Source organism: Nocardia sp. NPDC041819 (assembly GCF_055590505.1).
The window spans coordinates 294,592-315,168 of sequence record NZ_JBVJAP010000003.1 but is presented as its reverse complement, the minus strand read 5'-3'; the positions used below and the strand labels follow the sequence as shown (position 1 = coordinate 315,168).

The following is a 20,577-nucleotide window of genomic DNA, read 5'->3' as shown; positions in this document are numbered from 1 at the left end:
GGTTGTTCTGCGAGTTGGAGCGCGGCCGGGAAGGCGGGGGGTTCCGATGAGTATCGCGGGAACGGTGATGCTCGCGGGCGGTATGTGCACCGGCGCGTCTGCGTGGTGGTGGCTGCGGTCGATCGCGGCACGCGGCTCGGAGACGCAACCCACCGGTGCTGTCCGTGAGATTGTCGCGGCGGCTCCGGTCCAGCTGCGGACGGCGGTGTTGGTGATCGCTGATCCCGAGCAGCGTCCGCGCATGTTCCTGGCGCTGAAACTGGGGTCGGTCGAGACCGGTTTCCCGGTGCTGGAGGACTGGGTGTACACCGACTACGGGCTTCAAGTGGACCTGTTGATGTTGTCGGGGCAGACCCGCCACGACTGGTCCAAGGACGAAACCCGCGACGCGCTGTGCCAGGTCCTCGGTGTGCCGGAGGTGCGGGCGGTGTTCCCCCATCCGGGTGTGGTCCGTCTCGAACTGCGAGTGTTCGACACCCTCGCCGACACAGCCACCCTGCCGGGCTCGGTCACCGCGGCGGGGGTGGACCTGGAAGCGGTCCCGGTCGGCGTGACCGAGGACTTCGACACCTGGCGGGTGCGGGTGCTCTACGGCCACATTCTGCTGGCCGGGGCGACCGGGTCGGGTAAGGGCTCGGTGCTGTGGTCGATCATCGCCGCACTCGGCCCCGCGATCAAAGCCGGATTGGTCGACCTGTATCTGGCTGATCCGAAGGGCGGCGCGGAGTTCGGCAAGGGCGAGAACCGATTGTTCGTCCGGTTCGCCACCGACAACACCACCATCCTCGCCATGCTCAACGAAGCCGTCGAGCTGATGCGCGAACGCCTCGCCAGGATGCGGGTGGCCGGTCTGCGCAAGATCGTCCCCAGCACCGATGAGCCGCTGATCCTGATCATCATCGACGAAGCCGCCTCCCTGTCGTCGTACGCCACTCGGGAGGAACAGCAAGAGTTTCGGCGCCTGACCGGCCTGCTGCTCTCGCAAGGTCGTGCGGCGGCGGTGTCGGTGATCGCGGCGTTGCAGGACCCCTCCAAGGAAACGATGCCCAACCGGCAACTGTTCCCCGTCCGCATCGGCCTGCGGCTGGACGAACCGACTCAAAACGCGATGGTGCACGGGCAGGGTGCGCGGGATCGTGGCGCACGCTGCGACGAGATCTCCGATCAGACGCCGGGTGTCGGCTACGTCGGTGAGGACGGCAGCAGCGAGTTCGTGCGGGTGCGGGCGTACTTCGTCTCCGATGACGACATCGACGCCATCGTGGACGCCTACTCCCCGGCTCCCGAACTCGACGCTCCTGTTGAGGACTACTCCGGCTTCGATCCCGATGACCTCGGTGACGGGGAGAACGGGCCGGTGGCGGCATGAAAAGAGGATTCGTGACCGAAACCCATGTGGCCGTCTACTGCGATGTCTGCGGCGAGTGCTACGCCGAGAACTCTCCCGTCGCGAAGCTCTACATCGACGCCGACGGCATCTGCGTTGTCTTCGACTCCATCGCCCGAGCTGTGGACCACATCAACGCCCGCTCCGGGCCGTGGGGCTGGTTCTACGACGGCGACCGCGTCCTGTGCGACGCCTGCCGCGCCATCGAACGCGCTGACGTCGAGATCGACGACCTCTACTCGAAGGACTGAATCATGAAGCGCACCAACAACACCCGCATGACCGTTGCCGCTGATGCCCCGTACCGGGACAACGTGATCGACCTGGCGGCTCGTCGTCGTGGACTGCTGGAACGGCGCGGCGCGGACCCGGTCGAGGTCGCCGTTCACCTGTGCGCCACGACGGGCGAGATGCCCTCGTGGGAGTCGTGGGGGCCGGACTCCGACGATGACGGCGGGTGGGCGGCATGACCGGCACCGAGCCCACCACTGTTGGACGGGTGCCGAACCCGATCATCACGGCCGCGGCCGAACAGGTGGCGAAGTCCAAGCGGCGCCGCACCACTAGCAAGGCCCGGGAGCTGCCGCAGTGGGAGTGCCGCGACCAACTGACCCTGTTCGATCCCTCTACTACCTCGGAGTCCGACAGATGACCACCAAAACCGTGCACATCCGCAAGGACACCTGCCTGGACGCGTCCGACCGGTTCGCGCTGGCGCTGCTGAACCTGCTGTGGGCAGCGCTGGTCGGCCTGTGGTGGCTGGTGCTGTTCCCGGTGATCTCCATTCCCCTCGCCCTCGTTGTCGCGGCGTGGGTGTGGTTGGAGTGGCCGGTGGGTCTGGCGGCTGCTGGGGTGTCCGTCGCCGGACTCGTGCTGTGGCAGCGTGCCCGGCCGGAGATGTTCGACCGCTGGGTCACCGCACGGGCACGTGCCCGGTTCTTGACGTGGCACCGCTACCGGCGCCGGTGGGCCAAGCTGATGCGGGCCTGTCACTTGAGCATCGACCGCGGTGACCGCACGTTCATCCCGCGCCTGCTCGGGGTCCAGATCGGCCCGGCGACGGACCGGGTGCGGGTGCGGATGCTCGATGGCCACTGCCCGGCGGACTTCGAAAACCGAGTCTTGCAGTTGGCGCACGCCTTCGGCGCCTTGGACTGCCGGGCCACCATCACTGGTCCCGGCACCGTCGAGTTGGCGTTCCGGCGCTCGGATGCGCTCGCGGAAACGGTGATCCTGCCGCGGGTGGATCACTGGATCAGGCCGAAGGCGGCATAGATGGAACCTGACACCACTGACACTAACTCGGTGGTCCCGATCCGGCAGACCGCGGCCGAGCGTCGTAGCCTGCCGGATTTCCGGGATGTCGCCCACGCTCTGGCTGATGAGCAGCACGTCTGCCGTCGCCCGGTGCCGATGCGCGCTGAAGACCCGAGAACGCTGCGGGTGGATTACGTCGGCGCCCCGTGCAAGTCCACCATCGAATCCGTCTGCCCGGCGTGTGCGGCCAAGGCCCGGTATCTGCGGATGACGCAATGCCATGAGGGCTGGCACATGACCGCCGAACCCGAGATCGACAAGCGCGCACCCACCCAGCAGCAGAAAGACCTGATCGCTACACGTTCGGATCTGTTCGCCGCCTACCAGGCCGCGAAGGAAGAAGACGACCGGCAGCGGATGGACGACGCCGCCGAAGACGTGGCCGGTATCGACAAACAACTCCGCGAATCAGGTTTCCGCGGCCGGTTGCCGGACCTGGACGCCACTCGCAAGGATCGCCGCCAGCGTTCCACCCGGCGACGCCAAGACGTACCGGACCTGCCCCGCAACAAGGTCGCCAAGACCACCATCGGGCGCGAGTACGCGGGCAAATACCGGCCCTCGACGTTCGTGACGCTGACCCTGCCGTCCTACGGGTTGGTGCACAAAGACGGCGCGGTCAACTCCAAGGGCGAGGTCTGCGGGGACGGTTCCCCGCGTGACCCGGATTCCTACGACTACACCCGCGCGGCGCGGGACATCGTGCATTTCGCGGCGCTGGTGGATCGGTGGATTCAGAACCTGCGTCGCGCGGTCGGCTGGGATGTGCAGTACTTCGCGACGGTGGAGCCTCAGCGTCGGGGCGCCCCGCACCTGCATCTGGCGATTCGGGGTTCGATCCCGCACGCGGTGTTCCGGGCGGTGACCGCGGCGACCTATCACCAGGTGTGGTGGCCTCGGTTCGACGCTGAGAACGAGGTGTACTCCGGGGACACCATGCCGTTGTGGGATCACGCGGCCGGCACTTTCACCGACCCCGCCACCGGGCGGCCGTTGACCGGCTGGGACGACGCGCTGGACATCATCGATTCCACCGATGATCTGCAACCGGCGCATGTGATCCGCTTCGGGGTGCAGGTCGATTCCAAGGGCATCCTCGGCGGCACACCGCAGGCCGACGAGAAGGTCCGCTACCTGACGAAGTACCTCACCAAGTCGGTCGCGGAAATCCTCGAACCCCAGTCCCGGCGTGCGGCCGAGCACTACGACCGGCTCCACGCCGAACTCACCCACACCCCGTGCTCGCCGCGGTGCGCGGTGTGGCTGCGCTACGGCATCGTCCCCAAGGGCGCCACCGCCAAGACCCAGCCGGGCCGCTGCAAGGGCAAAGCGCATCGCCGCGACACGTTGGGGCTGCCGGGTCGGCGGGTGCTGGTGTCGCGTCGCTGGTCCAACAAGACCCTCCCGGATCACAAGCACGACCGCGCGGAGTTCGTTCGGCAAACCCTCGCCGCGGTCGGGATCGTCAAACCCGATCGCTCGCATCTGAACATCACGCCCGTGGAACCGGGCGACAAGAACGTCCCGCCGCGCGATCACCTGATCATGGCGGCGGTCTCCCAGCGCATCACCTGGCGCGCCGAGTACACCAGAGCGCTACTCGCCGCCAGTCCGCCAGGAACACAACAAAGTTCGGCAATCACGCAAGCAGCATAGGAGGGGTGGGGTGGATATCAGACCCGGCTACGTGGATGTGCAGGGTGCGGCTGAGTACCTGGGCACAGGGGAGCGGTTCATTCGTCGGCTGGTCGCCGAACGGCGGGTGGTGTTCTACAAGGTGGGCGCGCATGTGCGGTTCAAGCTCGCTGATCTGGACGCTTACGCCGAAGCGGGCAAGGTCGAGCCGATCGAGGTTCGCTGGAGTGGCGGCAGGGTGGTTGCCTGATGGGACGGAGACGCTTCGGCACTGTGCGCAAGCTGCCCTCGGGCCGGTTCCAAGCCTCGTTCATCGGACCGAACGGCAGGCGGCAGACGGCGCCGAATACCTTCCGGACGAAGACTGATGCAGACCGCTGGCTGGTCAACGTTGAAGCGGACATCAGCCGTGGCGCCTGGTTGGACGAAAAGCTGGGTCGGCAACCGTTCGGGGAGTACGCCAAGGCGTATTTACGTGAGAATCCGGATGTTGGTCGGCGGTGGGAAGAAACCTGCCTGCGCAATATGCGTCTGCACATGGTGGAACTGCTCGACAAGCCATTGATCGCAATTACCGGTCCGGTTGTGCGTAGTTGGCACGCGAAAGCCGCCGCAGGTCCGGGCGGCAAGACCTCTATTCAGCAGTCGTACCGATTCCTGCGGGCGGTGATGAATCAGGCAAAGCGGGACGGCGCGATCACGGTCAATCCGTGCACGATCAAGGGCGCTGGCTCGGACCGGGCGAAGGAACGCAGCGTGGCAACTGTCGTGGAGGTCGCTGCGCTGGTGGAGAGCATCACTCCGCGCTACCGGGCTGCGGTGCTGTTGGCGGCATGGTGTGGTCTGCGCCGCGGCGAGATCATCGGCCTGGCGGTGGAGGACGTAGACCTGGAGGCGAATGAGGTCTGGGTCCGGCGCAACCGGGTAGAGCTGCTGGAGTCGGCCGAAGCGTTCGATAAGGACCCGAAGACCGACGCCGGTAAGCGGCCGGTATCGATCCCTCCGCACCTGCGTCCCTACATCCGTGAGCACCTGGACAAGTGGGCAGGCAAAACCTGGATGTTCGTCGGCCGGGACGGTGAGCGGATGCGCGGTAACGCGATCTACCAGGCGTTCGTCCGCGCCCGGAACCGAGTTGGCGTCACCGTGACGTTCCATGACCTGAGGCACACCGGGCAGAGCCTCGCCGCGCTGACTGGTGCCAACCTGGCGGACCTGAAAAAGCGTCTCGGGCACTCGTCCAACGCTGCCGCCAGCCGGTACCTGCATGCCATCGACGGACGTGACAAGGAGGTCGCCGCGGAACTGAGCAAGCTCGCTGCACGAGGGAACGCGGTCGAGCTGCCTCGGTCCATCATCGTGAAGCACTGACCAACGAAGCGCACGCGGAACGCACGGTGCAGAATTTCACCCTTCTGACCTGCTATTTTGCACCTGACTGAAAAGCGGAAGGTCGCCGGTTCGATCCCGGCCCTGGCCACTCCACTCGTAGACGAGCCCTGTTCACGGAATGCGTGAACGGGGCTCGTTTCGTCATTTCTTATGGGGGTGCGACCCCCACGCCCCGCCCGGCGGGCTTCGCCCCCGGCCCCCCATTCGTTGTGGTTGCGTTCGGCGGTTGTCGTTCGGTTTGGTTTTCATCGCTTAGGACGCCTGTGTATTCGGCTTTCCCCTGGGGCTGATGGACGTCATCCGGATGGCAGCGGAGCCCTGCCCGACCAAGTACGCCCGCATCGGCAACGCCCGCTGATGGACACCATCCGGATGGCAGCCGAGGCGTCCACGCCCGTCAACCGGTTCGAGCAGGGCAGTTGCGTCCCGATCGGGCCCGCCTTTCGGTCCGGCTCGTTCTGGTTGGTCGTCCACGGTGGGAGGAGGATGTGGTTCAGGTAGGTGCCGCAGGCCACCGATCGGCCATAGGTGCGGTCGAGGTGGGCCGCAGGTGGGCGATTTCGTTCGGATTCGAATCCCCGCTTATCGGTGGGGTCGTTCTGGTGGGTCTCCGGTCGTCGGCAGTGGGGCGCGTTGATGCCCGCTCGGTGAGGGAGACGCTGACTTGATTTCGCTCGACGGCATCCGTCCGTCGACATGGTGGGGCGGGCCTCGATCATCGGGTTGGCGCGGCTCCGAGTATGCGATCGGGACGCGGGGTGTGGTGAATCACACGGTGCCGCATCCGGGTTCGGGATCGGGTGGTTACCCGGCCGCCGCGGGTAGGCTGGCGCGGCCATGTCGACCCTTCTCCTCGCCCTCGCGGGGTTCGCCTTCCTCGACTCGCTCGACCTGTTGCTGATCGGCGTCACCACGGCTGTGGTCTACGACAGCAGGTTGAGCCGTCGCTCGCCGCTGGTGGGCGGTCTGAGCTTGCTGGCGGGCGTCTTCGCCGTCACCACCGCTTTCGGGATCTGCACCATCCTGGGGATCGGCTTTCTGACCGATCTGATCGACTTCGAGATCACGCCGGCAATTCGGTACTGGGGTGAACTCGCCGCCGGGGTGTTGTTGATCGTTCTCGCGAGCATTCGAATGACGGGAACGGCCGCCCCGCGGCGGGCGCCGGCATTGCGCCGCCGACCGTGGATACTCGCCGGCCTCGGTGTGGCGATCGGTATCGCGCAGGCCCCGACAGCGGTGCCTTATCTCGCCGGACTCGCGATGATCTCGGCGCGGCATCCGCTGCCCACGTTGTGGCCACTGATCGTCGTCGCGTATTGCGCGCTCGCATTGCTGCCGCCGCTGGTGATCCTCGGCCTCGCGTTGCGGCGGACGACCGGAGCGCGGCGGATGTATCGAAAAGTTGTTCGCATTATCACCGCATACGGCCCGATTTCGGTGCGCATACTGTTCGCGATCTTCGGTGCGGTCCTCCTGTGCGACGCGCTCGTCCATTACCGAAGCCTCTGGTGGTGAATTGCGGTCGCCGAGTCCGGCAACGGATGGCGTAAATGCGGTTGAGGCGTGGTGTTCGGTGGGATGCTGGAGGTATGGCTGAGCGCTGGTATTACTGCTTGAAGCACAAACGAGCCGAGCAAGGTCGGCAGTGCTGGTTCCGCGATCGGATGGGGCCGTACCCGGACCAGGCGACGGCGGAACGTGCGCTCGAGATCGCGCAGGCGCGCAACACGCGGGAAGACGCCCGGGACCGGGCCTGGCGGGACGGCGACTGAGGCGGCGCGGGGGAATGGCTCGCGGAAAGACTTCCCCCGCACGGTGAAGTTGATCTTGAGCCGCAGGTCGGAGGCTCGGGCGGTGTGGCACCGGGTGCGGCCGCTCAGTTCGCGATCAGGTGTATCGAGTACGGTTCTCCAGAACTCGACGAATGCTCGGAGGTCCTGGCGTGGGCTGCGAGCGGAAACCAGGATCAGCAGGGAGGGCGACCCTTGAGGGTTACCGTTGTTGTGCCGACCTACAACGAGCGGGAGAATTTGCCGGTTGCGGTGGAGCGGCTGACCGCGCTGCCGGTGCCCGACCTGCACGTACTCGTGGTGGACGACAGCTCGCCGGACGGCACCGGTGAGGTGGCCGACAAGCTGGCCGCCGAACTGCCGAACGTGGTGGGTGTGCTGCACCGGACCGAGAAGGACGGGCTGGGGCGTGCGTACGTGGCGGGCATCACGCGCGCGCTGGACGAAGGCGCGGACGTGGTGATCCAGATGGACGCCGACCTGTCGCATCCCGCCGAGGTGATCCCGGCCATGCTGGAGAAGCTGACCACCACCGACGCGGGCGTGGTGCTCGGTTCCCGCTACGTCCCGGGCGGCTCGACCGCCTCGGAATGGAAGTGGTACCGCAAGGCGCTGTCGGCCTGGGCCAACTTCTACGTGAACCTGATCCTGCGGCTGGGCGTCAAGGACGCCACCGCGGGCTTCAAGGCGTGGAAAGCCGACACCCTGCGCGCCATCGACGTGGGCTCGATCCGCAGCAACGGATACTCCTTCCAGGTCGAGATGAACTACCGCACCATCAAGAAGGGTGTCGCGATCGCCGAGGTGCCGATCCGGTTCGAGGAACGGACACTCGGCGCGTCCAAGATGAGCCTCAAAGTGCAGCTCGAGTCGGCGCTCATGCCGTGGAAGCTGCTGTTCGGCCGCGCGGTCTGAGCACATGCCGACGGGCCCCGCTTCCGAGGGAGCGGGCCCGGCGTGGTTGCGGTCAGCGTCCGACGAGCCGGTCGCCCATCGCCTCCGACTCGTCATCAGCACCAGGTGAATCGCCGACAGGGCGATCGGTACCGACGACGTCCGAGTGCGCGGCGCACGGTCGCGCCGCCGACCACCCACGGCGTACAGCGGCCGAACAGGAAAAGCCGCGCGGCGTGCTCTCAGCTGATCAGCGGGGCCAATTCAGGAGCGTGTCGACGAACAATCGGCGTACCTCTGCCACTTTGTCGTCCAGATCGCCCGGATCCCACGCGCTGACGTCGATCGGATCGAGAATCGCCACGTCTACCGTTCCGGGGCGGGCGACCATCGCGTTGCGTCGGCAGATCTCACCCGCGTTCCGGATGACGACCGGGATCACCGGCACCCCCGCCTGCATCGCGATGTGGAACGCGCCTTTCTTGAACGGCCCGACCTCTGGGGTGTAGGAACGAGTTCCTTCCGGAGCCACCGCGACCGACAAGCCGCCGCGCAGAGTCTCCACCACCGGTCGCAACGCGGCCCTGGCCTGCGCGCTGTTCGTGCGATCGATGAACGTCACGCCGACGAAGCGCATGAGCGGTCCGAAGACCGGATTCTTGGTGAGCTCCTTCTTGCCGATCGCCGTCACGCCGCCGCCGAGCACTTCGGGGACGATGATGATGTCGAACTGACTCTGATGGTTGAACAGGAAGACCGCGGGCCGCGGCGATTTCGCGTTCTCGGCGCCGGTGACCCGCACCCGCACTCCCGCGATGCGCAGCGTGTTGCGCGCCGCGTGCGCCATCAACGCGTCGGCCATCTGCTGCCGGTCCTTTGTGGGCGCTTTCGCCGCGACGCCGAACAGCGCGCCGCCGAGCAGCCCGGCGAACCCCGCGGCGGTACGCGCGTAGTCGCTCGCACGCGGCCTGGGACGCGGCCGGAAGACCAGCCCGCTCCAGCGCTGCCGGTCGGCGACGGCGTTCAGGGCGTCGTCGGGGTTCACCGCCACGGGACGCCCCACCAGCGACAGCATGGGCAGGTCGGCGATCGCGCCGGCATAGGCGTAGCTGCGGCTCAGATCCACCTCGTGCGTGGCGGCGAACTCGGCGACCGCCTCGGCCTTGCGGTTGCCCCACAGCGCCTTTCCATCGGGATGCCCGGTGAGCACGCCGTCATCGGTGGCCATGGGCGTGTAGAGCACGTGCTCGATGCCCAGTTGCGCTGCGGCGGGGGCGACTTGGAACCGGGTCAGCGAGCTGACCAGGACGATGGTGTGCCCGGCCGCTCGGTGCGTCCGGATCAGCTGCCATGCCTCGGGGTAGAGGTACTCGTAGACGGTGTGCTGGAACAGACGCCTGCCCAGTTCGTCGAGTTCCTCTTCGGAACGCCCGGCCAGCGCCTCGGACAGCTCCCGGAGGAACCGGCTGTGTTCGCCGTCGGTCATGTGCTTGCGGATGCCGCCGAGCAGCACGTCGGCGGGCTTGCGGCGCAGCCGGTGCCGCGGTCCGGGACCGTCGATGACAGTGCCACCGAAATCGAAGACCGCGGCGATCGCGCGGCCCTGCGGTCCGGAACGTATGGCGGCGAGCGCGGTGTCGAGATCAGCGCGCGCGTCGGTCATCGAACCTCCCGGATACCACCGTACTTTGGCGTCGATCGCTCACCGCGCCTCCCGGTTGGACGGGTCGAGCGCGGCGGCCTGCGCGATGCGGATCCCGATATCGCGCAGACGTTCGGCGAATTCGTTTCTGCGCCGAAGCAATTCCGCGCGGCTCTGTTCCGGGTCGTCGTGGGCCGCCGCCTCCAGCAGGCCGTAGTTGTCGGCGAGCTTCAGGGCGCTGGTGAACAATTCGGTGGAGACCGACTCCGGGCTGTGCAGTCGTTGCTGCAGCTTCATCTGCTTGCCGACCGCCACGCATTCGGTGATGAACTCCTTGCGGTCGATCTCGTCGCACGCGTCCCGGGCGGCGAGCCGTTCGGCCACCACCAGCTGCGCGTCGACGAAGGAGCGCAGCACGCGGTGGGCCATGGTGAAGCCGGATGCGGTGAGCTTCGCCAGGATGTCCGAGCCGAAGGTGTCGCGCCGGGTGTGGCTGAACCAGTCCGGATCCACCAGGAGCATCTCCGCGACCATTTGATCGGCGAACTCGCCGCGGTCGGGGAAGAAGAACTCGAATTTCAGCAGATCGCGCAGGCGGAACGCCTCGTCCCAGCCGGTGTCGAGGGCGTCGGCCTCGTCGTTGTCGACCGCGGTCAGGATGGACAGCTCGAGGATGGCGCGGTTGACGAACCAGTGCACGGCGCTGTTGCGGTAGAAGGCGGCTTCGAGATGCGCACCCGGCTCGATCGAGTACACCGGCTCGATCCCGCCGCGATACACCGTCACCACCTTGGCCATCGAAAGCTGTTCCAGCACCACGGCCAGGCCCTGTTCGTCGCGCAGCGCGTCGAGTTCGCCGCGCGGCAGTTCGCGCTTGTCGATGTAGCCGAGCACCGGGTTGAGCACCGTGCGCACCTCGCCGAGGGTGAGGGCGCGCCCGTCCACTCCCAGCAGCGCCAGGGTGACCAGCGCGTTGACCGTGATCGGCGTGACCGCGTTGATGCCGACCGCGACTTCGAAAGCCAGCCGTTGCACGGCCTTCCGTTCCAGCTCGGCGACTTCCGGCGGATCGCTGTCGACGACGCCCGCTTCGGGGCGTGGCGGCGGAATCGGCTCGGTGTGGTGCAGCGGGATGGTCAGCGGCGGGGTCGTGAGCGGATCGCCGTACGCGGAAAGCCGATCGCGAGCCGACAGCGGCTCGCCGAAGCGGACGTAGACGTGCCCGGCGGAGTGTTGTTGACTGCGGATGTAGCGCGCCAGCCAGGTCAGCCCCTCGGGTTTCTTCTTGCCGCCTTCCTGCTCGGTGGCGATGGCGCCGAGTTCGTTGAGCCGCTCGTAGGTGATCGAGACGGGCACCAGCATGACGTCGTCGATGCGGTTCGAACGCACCGCCGCGGCAAGGTAGTTCAGCAGGCCGTAGCGCGGTGGCCGCAGCTTGCCGGTGCGGGTGCGGCCGCCTTCGAAGTACCATTCCAGGTTGAAGCGCTTGGCCAGCAGGTAGGCGAAGTACTCCTCTACGACGGCCTTGTAGACCTCGTCGTCGCCGAAACTGCGCCGGATGAACACCGTCCCGGTGCGCCGGGCGATCGGGCCCATCGGCCAGAAGCCCAGATTCGCACCGCCGATCACGTGGTTCGGCGGGAAGTCGTTGCGGGCCAGTACGTCTCCCAGCACGAACGCGTCGACGTACGAGCGGTGCGAGGGCAGGAACACCAGCGGATAGCGGCGGTTGAGATCGCGCAACCCGGTCAGGCCGGACTCGTCGGGGTCCACCTTCCAGGTCGAGGCGTGCACCGGCCGCATGGCCTGGGTGAACAGGTCGGAGACCAGCCTGCTCTGGGCGGCGACCAGTTCGTTGAGCCCCTTCTCCGCGCGGCGGTACACCTCGTGCGGGCTCGCCCCGATCTGGTCGGCGATCAGCTCCAGCCTGCGCAGGAAATCGGGGGAGTCGAGAATCTCCTCCGCGACCAGCTTGGGCACCTTGTACCTGTCGCCGATGATGGTTCGTTCGGCGCGTTCGAGCGCCACCACCGCCGCGCGCACGACGGCGCGGGCGAACGGCTCGGCGGTGCCCTTGTCGAACAGCGTCGAAGCCTCCGGGTTGTTCGCGCGCAGCTCGCTGAGCCGGGCGGGCGCGCCGGTCAGGACGACGTGCCGGTCCGGCGACTTGGCCAGCAGCCTGCGCTGCGCCAGCCGATTGGGTTTGCGCGGGTTGGTCAGCAGGGCGAGATCGGCGAAGGTGACGCGGCGTACGCCGTCGCGTTCCGGGGGCAGCCACAGCACGCGTATCGGCACCACCAGCGGATCGTCGCGCCTGCCGACCAGCCGGGCGGCGATGGCGGCCGCGTCCAGGTCCAGCTGCGTGACCGGTGCGTCGGTGCCCAACTCCGCGCTGATCCCGCCGTCGGCGAGCCACTTGCCGACGAGTTCGCGTTCCACCCCCGAGGCGGCGTCGATCAGGGCCACCACCGATCGCGGTGCGGTCTCGGGCCGGGTTGTCGCGGGTGAATCGCCGCGGTGATCGATCATCGATGTTCTTCCCTCCGCAGGTGACGCTCTCCACTATTCAATCCCGGCGGATGTATTCCCCGCAGGCAGTCGGCGCGTCGAGTTCGGTTCGGCGGGCACGGTACGGCGTGATCGTCGCACGGGACGCGGGACGCGTGCGGCGAAAGTACTTGCCGTACGGGCACCTCCGTCCCGCGGTGATCGCTCTGGGCCCGGCTGTGGCCGCGAGCACACCCGCACAGTGAAGGAGGTAATGCTAACCTTACCTGCACAAGTTAGGCCAGGGTTACCTTTGGAGGATCGTTGTCGACCACGGAACGCCTGCGGGTTGAGTATGTGACCGATCCGGCGGCAGCGATGTCCCGGCTGGCGGGGGCGGATCGGTTCGGCGAGTACGTGATGTACGAGCGTCCGGGGGAGTGGGTGTTCGCCGCCGATCCGATCGGCAGTGTCGAACTGGACGTGCGGGAGCTGCGCGTCACCTGGGAGGGGCTGACCACGGCCAGCCGGTGGGAAGGCAATCCGGCGGGCGTGATCGATCGCGCGCTCGGCGCGCTTCCCCTCGACGGGCGCCACGCCTACGGCTGGATCGGATTCGAGTTCTGCGCGTGGGCGCTCGACGCCACCGAGCACTTGGACCCGCGCACCGCGATCGCGCACCTGATGGTTCCCCGAATCGAGGTGCGGGTGGGCGAATCCGGCGTGCGGATATCGGGTGCGACGCCGACGGAGACCGGCGACATCCACGACCTGATCGCGCAGTCGCAGAACACCGAACTGCCGCAGGCGCAGCCGGCCGACATCCGCCTCGATCCGACCGGCTACCGGGACCGGGTGGCCGAGGCGGTCGGCGAGATCCAGGCCGGGCGGTATCAGAAGGTCATCCTGTCCAGGAAGGTCGATCTGCCGTTCACCGTGGACGTTCCGGCCACCTATCGCCTCGGGCGCGCGCACAACACGCCCGCGCGCTCGTTCCTGCTGCGGCTCGGCGGTTTGGAGGCGGCGGGCTTCAGCCCCGAACTGGTCGCGTCGGTGGACGACGACCGGGTGGTGACCACCGAACCGCTGGCGGGTACCCGGGCCTTCGGGCGTGGTTCCGCGGCCGATCTCGCCGCCAGGGCCGACCTGGTGACCGACCCGAAAGAGATCGTCGAGCACGCGATCTCGGTGCAGACCTCGTTCGCGGAGATCGCGGCCGTCGCGGACCCCGGCACACCCGCGGTATCGGATTTCATGGCCGTGCGCGAGCGGGGCAGTGTGCAGCATCTGGCGTCCACGGTGCGTGGACGGCTGGCCGCCGACCGGTCCAGCTGGGACGCGCTGGAGGTGCTGTTCCCGTCGGTGACCGCCTCGGGGATTCCCAAGCGTGCGGGCGTCGACTCGGTATTCCGGCTCGATCACGACCCGCGCGGGCTGTATTCCGGTGCGGTGGTGACCGTTTCGCCGACCGGCGCGATGGAGGCGACCCTCGTGTTGCGCGCGGTCTACCAGAACGCCGAGGGAGCTTGGCTGCGCGCGGGCGCGGGCATCGTCGGCCAGTCGCGGCCGGAGCGCGAATTCGAGGAGACCTGCGAGAAGCTGGGCAGCATCGCGCCCTACGTCGTCAAGGCATAGGGAAGCCGCACGGGCAGCGCACCGATGATGCGCTGCCCGTCGGTCTTCCGGCGGTGCTACAGCTCGGCGCGCAAGGCCTTCTTGTCGATCTTGCCCACCGCGGTGATCGGCAATTCGTCGCTGCGGCGCAGCACGTCCGGCAGCTTGTAGGTGGCCAGCCCGCGCGCGGTCAGGAAGGTCTTGATCTCGGCCAGCGTGGGCATCTCGCCGTCGACGACCAGGACGGCGCAGACTTTTTCGCCCAGCGCCGCGTCCGGCAGCCCGACGGCGGCGGCGTGCCGGACGCCGGGATGGGCGAGCAGGTGCTCCTCGAGTTCGTCGCAGGAGACGTTCTCGCCGCCGCGGTTGATCACGTCCTTGATCCGGCCGGACACCACGAGATGCCCGCTGGGCAGGCGACGGACCAGGTCCCCGCTGCGATAGAAACCGTCCGGGGTGAACGCGCGCGCGTTGTGCTCGGGCGCGCGGTAGTAGCCGCGGATCGTGTACGGACCCCTGGTCAGCAGTTCGCCCTCGGCGCCGGGTGCCACGTCGTTGCCGTCGCCGTCCACCACGCGGATCTCGTCGGCGGGGGAGAGCGGACGGCCCTGGCTGGTGTGCAGCAGTTCGGCGGGATCGTCGAGCCGGGTGTAATTGAGCAGGCCCTCGGCCATGCCGAACACTTGCTGCAAGGTCGCGCCCAGCGCCGGGGTCACTTCCTTGGCGTTGACCTCGGCCAGTCGCGCGCCGCCCACTTGGAGCAGCCGCAGCGAAGTCAGGGCGGCCTCTTCCCATTCGGTGGCCGCGCACCAGAGCTGGGCCAGCGGCGGCACGACGGCGGTGATCGTGACCCGATGCCGCTCGATCGCGGCGAACGCGTTCTCCGGGCTCGGGTCGCTGACGAAGGCGACCGCGCCACCGACCCCGACCGTGCCCAGGATCCCGGGGCAGGCCAGGGGGAAGTTGTGTGCGGCGGGCAGCGTCGCGAGGTACACGTCCCGCTCGCTGAGTTCGCACAGTTCGGCGCTGGCGGTGGCGTTGTAGAGGTAGTCGTCGTGCGTGCGCGCGATCAACTTCGGCAGGCCGGTGGTGCCGCCGGAGACCAGCATCAAGGCGATGTCCCCCGGATCGATCTCGGGCAGTTCGCCGCCGTCACGCGGTACCGAGGCGAGGTCGGTGAACGGGCCGGGATCGCCGAGTACCAGGACGTGGCGCAGCGACGGCACCGCATCCCGCACGGTCGACGCCAGCTCGCGGTAGTCGAACTCGCCCGCCCGGTCGGCGACGATGTAGCCGACCGCGTCGGAAATTCGCGCCAGGTGCTCGATTTCGGCCCGTCGATGCGCGGGCAGGCTCAACACGGGAATGATCCCAGCGCGCAGCAGGCCGAACAGCACGGTCAGGAACTCGGGCACGTTCGGCAGTTGGACCACCACGCGGTCGCCGGGGGCGATGCCGAGCGCGAGCAGTCCGTGGGCCATCCGGTCCGCGGCGGCGTCGATGTCGGCGTAGCTGCGGGAGCCCTGCGCGTCGAGCAGCGCGGGACGCCGTGGATGCCGGTGCGCGGTCGCCCGCAAGAGGTCCCCGAGCGGGCGTCCGGCCCAGTAGCCCGCGGCCCGGTACTCCTCGGCCTTGTCCGCCGGGAAAGGTACGTAGCCGTCGCGATGCGCGGACTCGGTCGGTATGGAAGTCACGGTGTGCCTCACAAGAATCAAGCCAGGGTTCCCTGATGTAGGTTAGGCAACCCTACTTGAAATGGCGACGCTCCGACCGGCCCGGGCGTGTTCGACTCTGCCGCCCGGTGCCGCCGCGCACTAGACTTTCCGGCATGACCAGGTGGGACACCTCGAACATCCCCGACCAGAGCGGTCGGAAGTTCATCGTGACAGGGGCCAACAGTGGCCTGGGAGCCGAGACGGTGCGCGCGCTGGCCGCTGCGGGCGGCGAGGTGGTGCTCGCCTGCCGGAATGTGACCAAAGGGGAGCGCGTGGCCGCCGAGCTGGGTGACCGGGCGCAGGTACGCGAGCTGGATCTGGCCGATCTCGCGTCGGTCCGAGCGTTCGCCGAGGGCGTCGACGGGGCCGATGTCCTGATCAACAACGCGGGCGTGATGGCCGTGCCCGAAGGTCGCACCGCCGACGGATTCGAAAAGCAGGTCGGCACAAATCATCTCGGTCACTTCGCGCTCACCGGGCTACTGCTGGGCAAGATCTCGGACCGGATCGTCACCGTCTCGAGCGGTGCGCATCAGGTCGGCAAGATCGACCTGGACGATCTCAACTGGGAGCGGCGCAAGTATCAGCGGTGGGCCGCCTACGGGCAGGCCAAGCTCGCCAACCTGATGTTCGCTCGCGAGTTGCAGCGCAGATTGACCGCGGCGGGCTCGTCGAAGGTCTCGGTCGCCGCCCATCCCGGCTACGCGTCCACCGAGTTGCAGTCGCACACCGAGTCGTTCATGGACCGGGTGATGTCGCTGGGCAACCAGGTATTCGCGCAGAGCGCCGCGATGGGCGCGCTGCCGACGCTGTACGCCGCGACCACCGACGTCGAGCCCGGCGGCTACTACGGCCCGGTCGGATTCGGCGGGATGCGTGGATATCCGGGGCCTTCCGGTTCGTCGAAAGCGTCCAAGGACGAGAAGGTCGCGGCCGATTTGTGGCAGCTGTCGGAGAAGCTGACCGGAGTTGCCTACGCCTTCACCGAATAGCCGCCCCCCGACCTTCCGAGCGCTGTGATCCAGATCTCATCGTCCGTTGTCACACTCGGCCGCACCGCGTCGTCCTCTTGATGAACCGCAAGGAACGGCAAAGGACGGACATCATGGAACAGCGCTTCGAACTCTTCTCCAACTCGGTCGGCGGCAGCTTCATCAAGCGACTCACCATGGCCGCCAAGGTGATCAACGACTCCACCCTGGATGCCGCGACCTATGAATTGGTAAAGATCCGGGCCAGCCAGATCAACGGGTGCGGCTACTGCACCGACATGCACACCAAGGACGCCGCGCACGCGGGCGAGACCTCGGTGCGGCTCAACCTGATCGCCGCTTGGCACGAGGCCACCGTCTTCACCGAGGCCGAGCGCGCCGCACTGGCGCTCACCGAGGAGGCCACCCGGATCGGCGACGGTCGCGCGGTCAGCGATGAGGTGTGGCAGGAAGTGCGCAAGCACTACGACGACGACCAGATCGCCGCCCTCATCGCCGCCATCGCGATGATCAACGCATGGAACCGGATGAACGTCATCGCGCGCACTCCGGCCGGGAGTTACGTTCCGGGCCAGTGGGGGTGAACCCACGTCGTCCGGTATCGCCCGTGCCGTTCGCGGCCCCCGTGTGGACCGCGAACGGCGCCCGTGGACTCCGCGGACGGAAGCCGTGTCGACCACCGGCACCGTGGCATATCTAACAACCTCGTTCACCGATCGGTTGTCGGATGGTACTGTCCCCGACGTGCAGCACGTGTATTTCTGGTTTAGCAAGCCGGCCCCGGGTGGGCTGGTCTGCGGCAACCACATGCGCTGACGAACTTCCACCCCGAGCCGGACGATGGACCGGCTCGACGGGATTCTCGTCCGTGGGTCGGCCCCGAGAAAAGGAACCCACGACATGACAACCGCAGCCGACGTCGACGCACGGCATTCCGATCTGGATGATCAACGCACCCTGAACGTCAGCCCGCTGCGTTCGCCCGCGGAGGTGCGTCGCGTGCATCCGATCACCGATGCCCTCGCCGACACCGTCCGTGCGGGACGCAAAGCCACCGTCGACGTGCTGAACGGTGCGGATGATCGCTTGATGGTGATCGTCGGCCCGTGCTCCGTGCACGACCCCGCCGCCGCGCTCGACTACGCGCGCCGTCTCGCGGCGAAGGCCGCCGAACTCGGCGACCGCTTGCATGTGGTGATGCGGGTCTACTTCGAGAAGCCGCGCACCAGCCTGGGCTGGAAGGGCCTGATCAACGACCCGCATCTGGACGGCTCGTTCGACGTCAACACCGGACTCGGCTTCGGCCGCAAGCTGCTGGTCGACATCACCGCCCTCGGCCTTCCGGTGGCCTGTGAGTTCCTGGACCCGATCACTCCGCAGTACATCGCGGATCTGGTGTCCTACGGCGCGATCGGCGCGCGCACCGCGGCCAGCCAGGTGCACCGCCAGCTCAGCAGTGCGTTGTCGATGCCGGTCGGGATCAAGAACGGCACCGACGGCGACGTGCAGGTGGCGGTGGACGGTGTGCGCGCCGCAGCGGCCAGCCACGTCTTCCCCGGCACAGACCTCGACGGTCGTGCCGCGCTCATCCGCACCACCGGCAATCCGGACTGCCACGTGATCCTGCGCGGCGGCAGCAACGGGCCGAACTACGACGCGGCTTCGGTCGCGGAGGCGTGCCTGCGGTTGGAGAAGGCGTCGTTGCCGGAGCGGATCGTGGTGGACGCCAGCCACGGCAACAGCAACAAGGACCACAACAAGCAGGTCGACGTGGTCACCGACATCGCGCGGCGCCTGGCGGCGGGCGAGACCGCGGTCGTCGGCGTGATGCTGGAGAGCTTCCTGGTCGCGGGACGCCAAGACCTCACCCTCGGCCACGCCGACGAACTCGCCTACGGGCAGTCGATCACCGACGCCTGCCTGGACTGGGAAACCACCGCGAGCCAGCTGGACCGCCTGGCCGAGGCGGTGCGGCAGCGCCGCGAGAGCTGACTCGGCGCGAGCCGACGGGGCCGCGCACACGGCATGACCGGCGTGGACAGCGGAGGTCGCGCGCGGCGGTCGCTCACTCGGGGCCGGGCGCCTGCGCGATCGGCGTCGCGCGACGGTTGAACTCGGCGGGCCAGTCGCCCGCCGCACCGGGCGGGTCGGTGCGCAGCCGGGCGGCGAGCCAGTGGTCGCGGCGTCGTCCGCGTTGGACGCTGCCCAGCCGGCACATTCCCTCATACCGGAATCCGGCGCGCCGGGCGACCGCGGCCGAAGCGTAGTTGCCCACGTACGCGCGCCAGGCGATCCGTTCCAGGGCCAAGCCGTCGGCGCGGAACCCGAACTGGCACACCAGCTCCACCGCCTGCGTCATCAGGCCGCGCGACCGCTGGGCCGGAGCGAGCCAGAAACCGATCTCTGCCGCGCTCTCGTCGAGCGCGCCGAGACCGATCGTGCCGATCACCGGTCCGTCGGCACGCGGCCGCACCGCCCAGATCGGGCTGCGCGCCGCCCAACCGGGGACGACCATCTTCTCGATGAAGGTGACGGCGCTGTCCCGGACGTACGGCACCGGGATGGTCACCCACTCCGCGATGGCCGGATCTTGACAGCACTCGGTGATCGTGTCGATATCGTCCGTCGTCGGGGCCGACAGCCAGATCGTCCCGTTCGACAGCACATGGTGGTCCATCGCGTCATGCTGTCACGAAGCGTTCGGTGGATCATCCGGTTTACCTCGCCGCCGATGCCGTGCGGGAACGTTGCGAACCGGACCGTAGACTTCTTCCTCGATGGTTGCCGCGCTGCTTTCCGACCTGTTCGAGTCACATCGGGCGCATCTGCTCTCGGTCGCCTATCGGCTGACGGGCAGCGTCGGCGATGCCGAGGACGCGGTCCAGGAGAGCTGGTTGCGCTTGGCGGGCGCGCACCAGTCCGAGATCGATGACCTGCGGGCTTGGCTGACCACCGTGGTGAGCCGCATCTGCCTGGACCGGCTGCGTAGCGCGGCGGCGCGGCGGGAGAGCTACGTGGGCCAGTGGCTGCCGGAACCGGTGGTCACCGCTCGCACGCCGTCGAGCGCGCCCGACCCGCTGGAAACAGTGGTGCGCAAGCAGGAGTGCCGGTTCGCCGCGCTGATCGTGCTCGACACCCTGACCCCGCCGCAGCGCGTGGCCTTCGTGCTGCACGACGGGTTGTCGGTGCCGTTCGACGAGATCGCCGACATCCTCGGCATCTCCGCCGACGCCGCGCGGCAACTGGCGGTGCGTGCCCGCAAGGCGGTGACGCAGACGCCGCAGCCGGTGCCCGATGCCGAGCACGAGGCCGCCGTGCAGCGCTTTCTCCTCGCGCTGAGCTCCGGTGACGTCACCGCCGTCGCGGCGGCGCTGCATCCGGACGCGGTGATGATCGGCGATGCCAACGGCACCACCGCCACCGCGATCAACGTCCTGCACGGCGCGGATCGCATCGCCCGTTTCTACCTGGGTCTGGTGCGCAAGTACGGGCTGGAGGACGCGTCGCCGGTCTATGAATTCGTGTCGGTGAACGGGCAGTTGGGGCTGCGGGTCGCGGCTCGTCCGGCGTCCGAGGGCCGGGCCGGTTACCCCGCGCGGGTGGTCGGCTTCACGGTGCGGGACGGAGTGGTCTGGGGGGCCTACGATCTGGCGAATCCGGCCAAGCTGGGCGGCGTTCGGCTGGGTTGAGCCCGGCGCGGAGGCCACGG

The 20,577-nt window shown here is 68.0% G+C and carries 20 protein-coding genes; 16 read left to right on the top strand and 4 right to left on the bottom strand.

Features of this window, described 5'->3' with window-relative positions:
* The first annotated feature begins 46 nt into the window (after positions 1-46).
* From ACZ6DL_RS13100 to ACZ6DL_RS13050, 11 genes are all read left to right on the top strand, one after another.
* The gene (locus tag ACZ6DL_RS13100; protein ID WP_466050868.1) at positions 47-1,369 is read left to right on the top strand and encodes an FtsK/SpoIIIE domain-containing protein; all 1,323 of its coding nucleotides are present in this window, start codon (positions 47-49) and stop codon (positions 1,367-1,369) included.
* Positions 1,370-1,380: 11 nt separating this feature from the next.
* On the top strand, positions 1,381-1,638 hold the full coding sequence (locus ACZ6DL_RS13095) for a hypothetical protein (protein WP_466050866.1): 258 nt from the start codon (positions 1,381-1,383) through the stop codon (positions 1,636-1,638).
* Positions 1,639-1,641: 3 nt separating this feature from the next.
* Entirely contained in the window at positions 1,642-1,857 is a 216-nt protein-coding gene (locus ACZ6DL_RS13090; protein ID WP_466050864.1) for a hypothetical protein, read from the top strand.
* Positions 1,854-2,039: a hypothetical protein gene (locus tag ACZ6DL_RS13085; protein WP_466050862.1), complete on the top strand. Its 186-nt coding sequence runs from the start codon at positions 1,854-1,856 to the stop codon at positions 2,037-2,039. Before ACZ6DL_RS13090 ends, ACZ6DL_RS13085 begins: the two co-directional genes overlap by 4 nt.
* Entirely contained in the window at positions 2,036-2,662 is a 627-nt protein-coding gene (locus ACZ6DL_RS13080; RefSeq protein WP_466050860.1) for a hypothetical protein, read from the top strand. Before ACZ6DL_RS13085 ends, ACZ6DL_RS13080 begins: the two co-directional genes overlap by 4 nt.
* Positions 2,663-4,360, top strand: a complete 1,698-nt coding sequence (locus ACZ6DL_RS13075) for a replication initiator (RefSeq protein WP_466050858.1) — start codon at positions 2,663-2,665, stop codon at positions 4,358-4,360.
* Between the two features lie 10 nt (positions 4,361-4,370).
* Positions 4,371-4,589 carry an excisionase gene (locus ACZ6DL_RS13070; RefSeq protein WP_355081410.1) on the top strand — a complete coding sequence of 73 codons (219 nt, stop codon included), beginning with the start codon at positions 4,371-4,373 and terminating at the stop codon, positions 4,587-4,589.
* A gap of 23 nt (positions 4,590-4,612) precedes the next feature.
* The gene (locus tag ACZ6DL_RS13065; RefSeq protein ID WP_466050855.1) at positions 4,613-5,710 is read left to right on the top strand and encodes a site-specific integrase; all 1,098 of its coding nucleotides are present in this window, start codon (positions 4,613-4,615) and stop codon (positions 5,708-5,710) included.
* An 858-nt stretch (positions 5,711-6,568) separates the two neighbouring features.
* Positions 6,569-7,249, top strand: coding sequence for a GAP family protein (locus tag ACZ6DL_RS13060; protein WP_466050853.1), 681 nt, complete (start codon positions 6,569-6,571; stop codon positions 7,247-7,249).
* 74 nt (positions 7,250-7,323) lie between these two features.
* On the top strand, positions 7,324-7,506 hold the full coding sequence (locus ACZ6DL_RS13055; protein ID WP_040864775.1) for a hypothetical protein: 183 nt from the start codon (positions 7,324-7,326) through the stop codon (positions 7,504-7,506).
* Between the two features lie 213 nt (positions 7,507-7,719).
* Entirely contained in the window at positions 7,720-8,439 is a 720-nt protein-coding gene (locus tag ACZ6DL_RS13050; RefSeq protein ID WP_357038667.1) for a polyprenol monophosphomannose synthase, read from the top strand.
* A 229-nt stretch (positions 8,440-8,668) separates the two neighbouring features.
* On the opposite strand, the gene ACZ6DL_RS13045 is transcribed toward ACZ6DL_RS13050, so the two are convergent.
* Together ACZ6DL_RS13045 and ACZ6DL_RS13040 are read right to left on the bottom strand one after the other, a co-directional pair.
* Entirely contained in the window at positions 8,669-10,081 is a 1,413-nt protein-coding gene (locus tag ACZ6DL_RS13045; protein ID WP_466050851.1) for an HAD-IB family hydrolase, read from the bottom strand.
* A 39-nt stretch (positions 10,082-10,120) separates the two neighbouring features.
* Entirely contained in the window at positions 10,121-12,589 is a 2,469-nt protein-coding gene (locus ACZ6DL_RS13040) for a glycerol-3-phosphate 1-O-acyltransferase (protein ID WP_466050849.1), read from the bottom strand.
* Positions 12,590-12,871: 282 nt separating this feature from the next.
* Here ACZ6DL_RS13040 and nbtS point away from each other — a divergent pair, with 282 nt between their 5' ends.
* Positions 12,872-14,182: a nocobactin biosynthesis salicylate synthase NbtS gene (nbtS, locus tag ACZ6DL_RS13035; protein WP_466050847.1), complete on the top strand. Its 1,311-nt coding sequence runs from the start codon at positions 12,872-12,874 to the stop codon at positions 14,180-14,182.
* 56 nt (positions 14,183-14,238) lie between these two features.
* On the opposite strand, the gene ACZ6DL_RS13030 is transcribed toward nbtS, so the two are convergent.
* Positions 14,239-15,855 carry a (2,3-dihydroxybenzoyl)adenylate synthase gene (locus ACZ6DL_RS13030; protein ID WP_466050845.1) on the bottom strand — a complete coding sequence of 539 codons (1,617 nt, stop codon included), beginning with the start codon at positions 15,853-15,855 and terminating at the stop codon, positions 14,239-14,241.
* A gap of 134 nt (positions 15,856-15,989) precedes the next feature.
* Between ACZ6DL_RS13030 and ACZ6DL_RS13025 the strand changes: the two genes are divergently transcribed.
* From ACZ6DL_RS13025 to ACZ6DL_RS13015, 3 genes are all read left to right on the top strand, one after another.
* A complete protein-coding gene (locus tag ACZ6DL_RS13025; protein WP_466050843.1) occupies positions 15,990-16,868 on the top strand; it encodes an oxidoreductase in 879 nt (292 codons plus the stop codon).
* A gap of 113 nt (positions 16,869-16,981) precedes the next feature.
* Positions 16,982-17,452 (top strand): carboxymuconolactone decarboxylase family protein, encoded by a 471-nt coding sequence (locus tag ACZ6DL_RS13020; protein ID WP_466050841.1) that lies wholly within the window; start codon positions 16,982-16,984, stop codon positions 17,450-17,452.
* 316 nt (positions 17,453-17,768) lie between these two features.
* Positions 17,769-18,860, top strand: a complete 1,092-nt coding sequence (locus tag ACZ6DL_RS13015) for a 3-deoxy-7-phosphoheptulonate synthase (RefSeq protein WP_466050839.1) — start codon at positions 17,769-17,771, stop codon at positions 18,858-18,860.
* Between the two features lie 73 nt (positions 18,861-18,933).
* Here the strand turns inward: ACZ6DL_RS13015 and ACZ6DL_RS13010 are convergent, their stop codons facing one another.
* The gene (locus ACZ6DL_RS13010; RefSeq protein ID WP_466050837.1) at positions 18,934-19,545 is read right to left on the bottom strand and encodes a GNAT family N-acetyltransferase; all 612 of its coding nucleotides are present in this window, start codon (positions 19,543-19,545) and stop codon (positions 18,934-18,936) included.
* A gap of 100 nt (positions 19,546-19,645) precedes the next feature.
* Here ACZ6DL_RS13010 and ACZ6DL_RS13005 point away from each other — a divergent pair, with 100 nt between their 5' ends.
* Positions 19,646-20,557, top strand: a complete 912-nt coding sequence (locus ACZ6DL_RS13005; RefSeq protein WP_466050835.1) for a sigma-70 family RNA polymerase sigma factor — start codon at positions 19,646-19,648, stop codon at positions 20,555-20,557.
* Positions 20,558-20,577 lie beyond the last annotated feature (20 nt).

Excerpts from the sequence above, each read along its gene's own strand:
- ACZ6DL_RS13040 (WP_466050849.1), bottom strand. The coding sequence starts at position 12,589 with ATGATCGATCACCGCGGCGATTCACCCGCGACAACCCGGCCCGAGACC.
- ACZ6DL_RS13075 (WP_466050858.1), top strand. The coding sequence starts at position 2,663 with ATGGAACCTGACACCACTGACACTAACTCGGTGGTCCCGATCCGGCAG.
- ACZ6DL_RS13020 (WP_466050841.1), top strand. The coding sequence starts at position 16,982 with ATGGAACAGCGCTTCGAACTCTTCTCCAACTCGGTCGGCGGCAGCTTC.
- ACZ6DL_RS13080 (WP_466050860.1), top strand. The coding sequence starts at position 2,036 with ATGACCACCAAAACCGTGCACATCCGCAAGGACACCTGCCTGGACGCG.
- ACZ6DL_RS13090 (WP_466050864.1), top strand. The coding sequence starts at position 1,642 with ATGAAGCGCACCAACAACACCCGCATGACCGTTGCCGCTGATGCCCCG.
- ACZ6DL_RS13060 (WP_466050853.1), top strand. The coding sequence starts at position 6,569 with ATGTCGACCCTTCTCCTCGCCCTCGCGGGGTTCGCCTTCCTCGACTCG.
- ACZ6DL_RS13045 (WP_466050851.1), bottom strand. The coding sequence starts at position 10,081 with ATGACCGACGCGCGCGCTGATCTCGACACCGCGCTCGCCGCCATACGT.
- ACZ6DL_RS13055 (WP_040864775.1), top strand. The coding sequence starts at position 7,324 with ATGGCTGAGCGCTGGTATTACTGCTTGAAGCACAAACGAGCCGAGCAA.
- ACZ6DL_RS13010 (WP_466050837.1), bottom strand. The coding sequence starts at position 19,545 with ATGGACCACCATGTGCTGTCGAACGGGACGATCTGGCTGTCGGCCCCG.
- ACZ6DL_RS13085 (WP_466050862.1), top strand. The coding sequence starts at position 1,854 with ATGACCGGCACCGAGCCCACCACTGTTGGACGGGTGCCGAACCCGATC.
- ACZ6DL_RS13005 (WP_466050835.1), top strand. The coding sequence starts at position 19,646 with ATGGTTGCCGCGCTGCTTTCCGACCTGTTCGAGTCACATCGGGCGCAT.
- ACZ6DL_RS13100 (WP_466050868.1), top strand. The coding sequence starts at position 47 with ATGAGTATCGCGGGAACGGTGATGCTCGCGGGCGGTATGTGCACCGGC.
- ACZ6DL_RS13015 (WP_466050839.1), top strand. The coding sequence starts at position 17,769 with ATGACAACCGCAGCCGACGTCGACGCACGGCATTCCGATCTGGATGAT.
- ACZ6DL_RS13025 (WP_466050843.1), top strand. The coding sequence starts at position 15,990 with ATGACCAGGTGGGACACCTCGAACATCCCCGACCAGAGCGGTCGGAAG.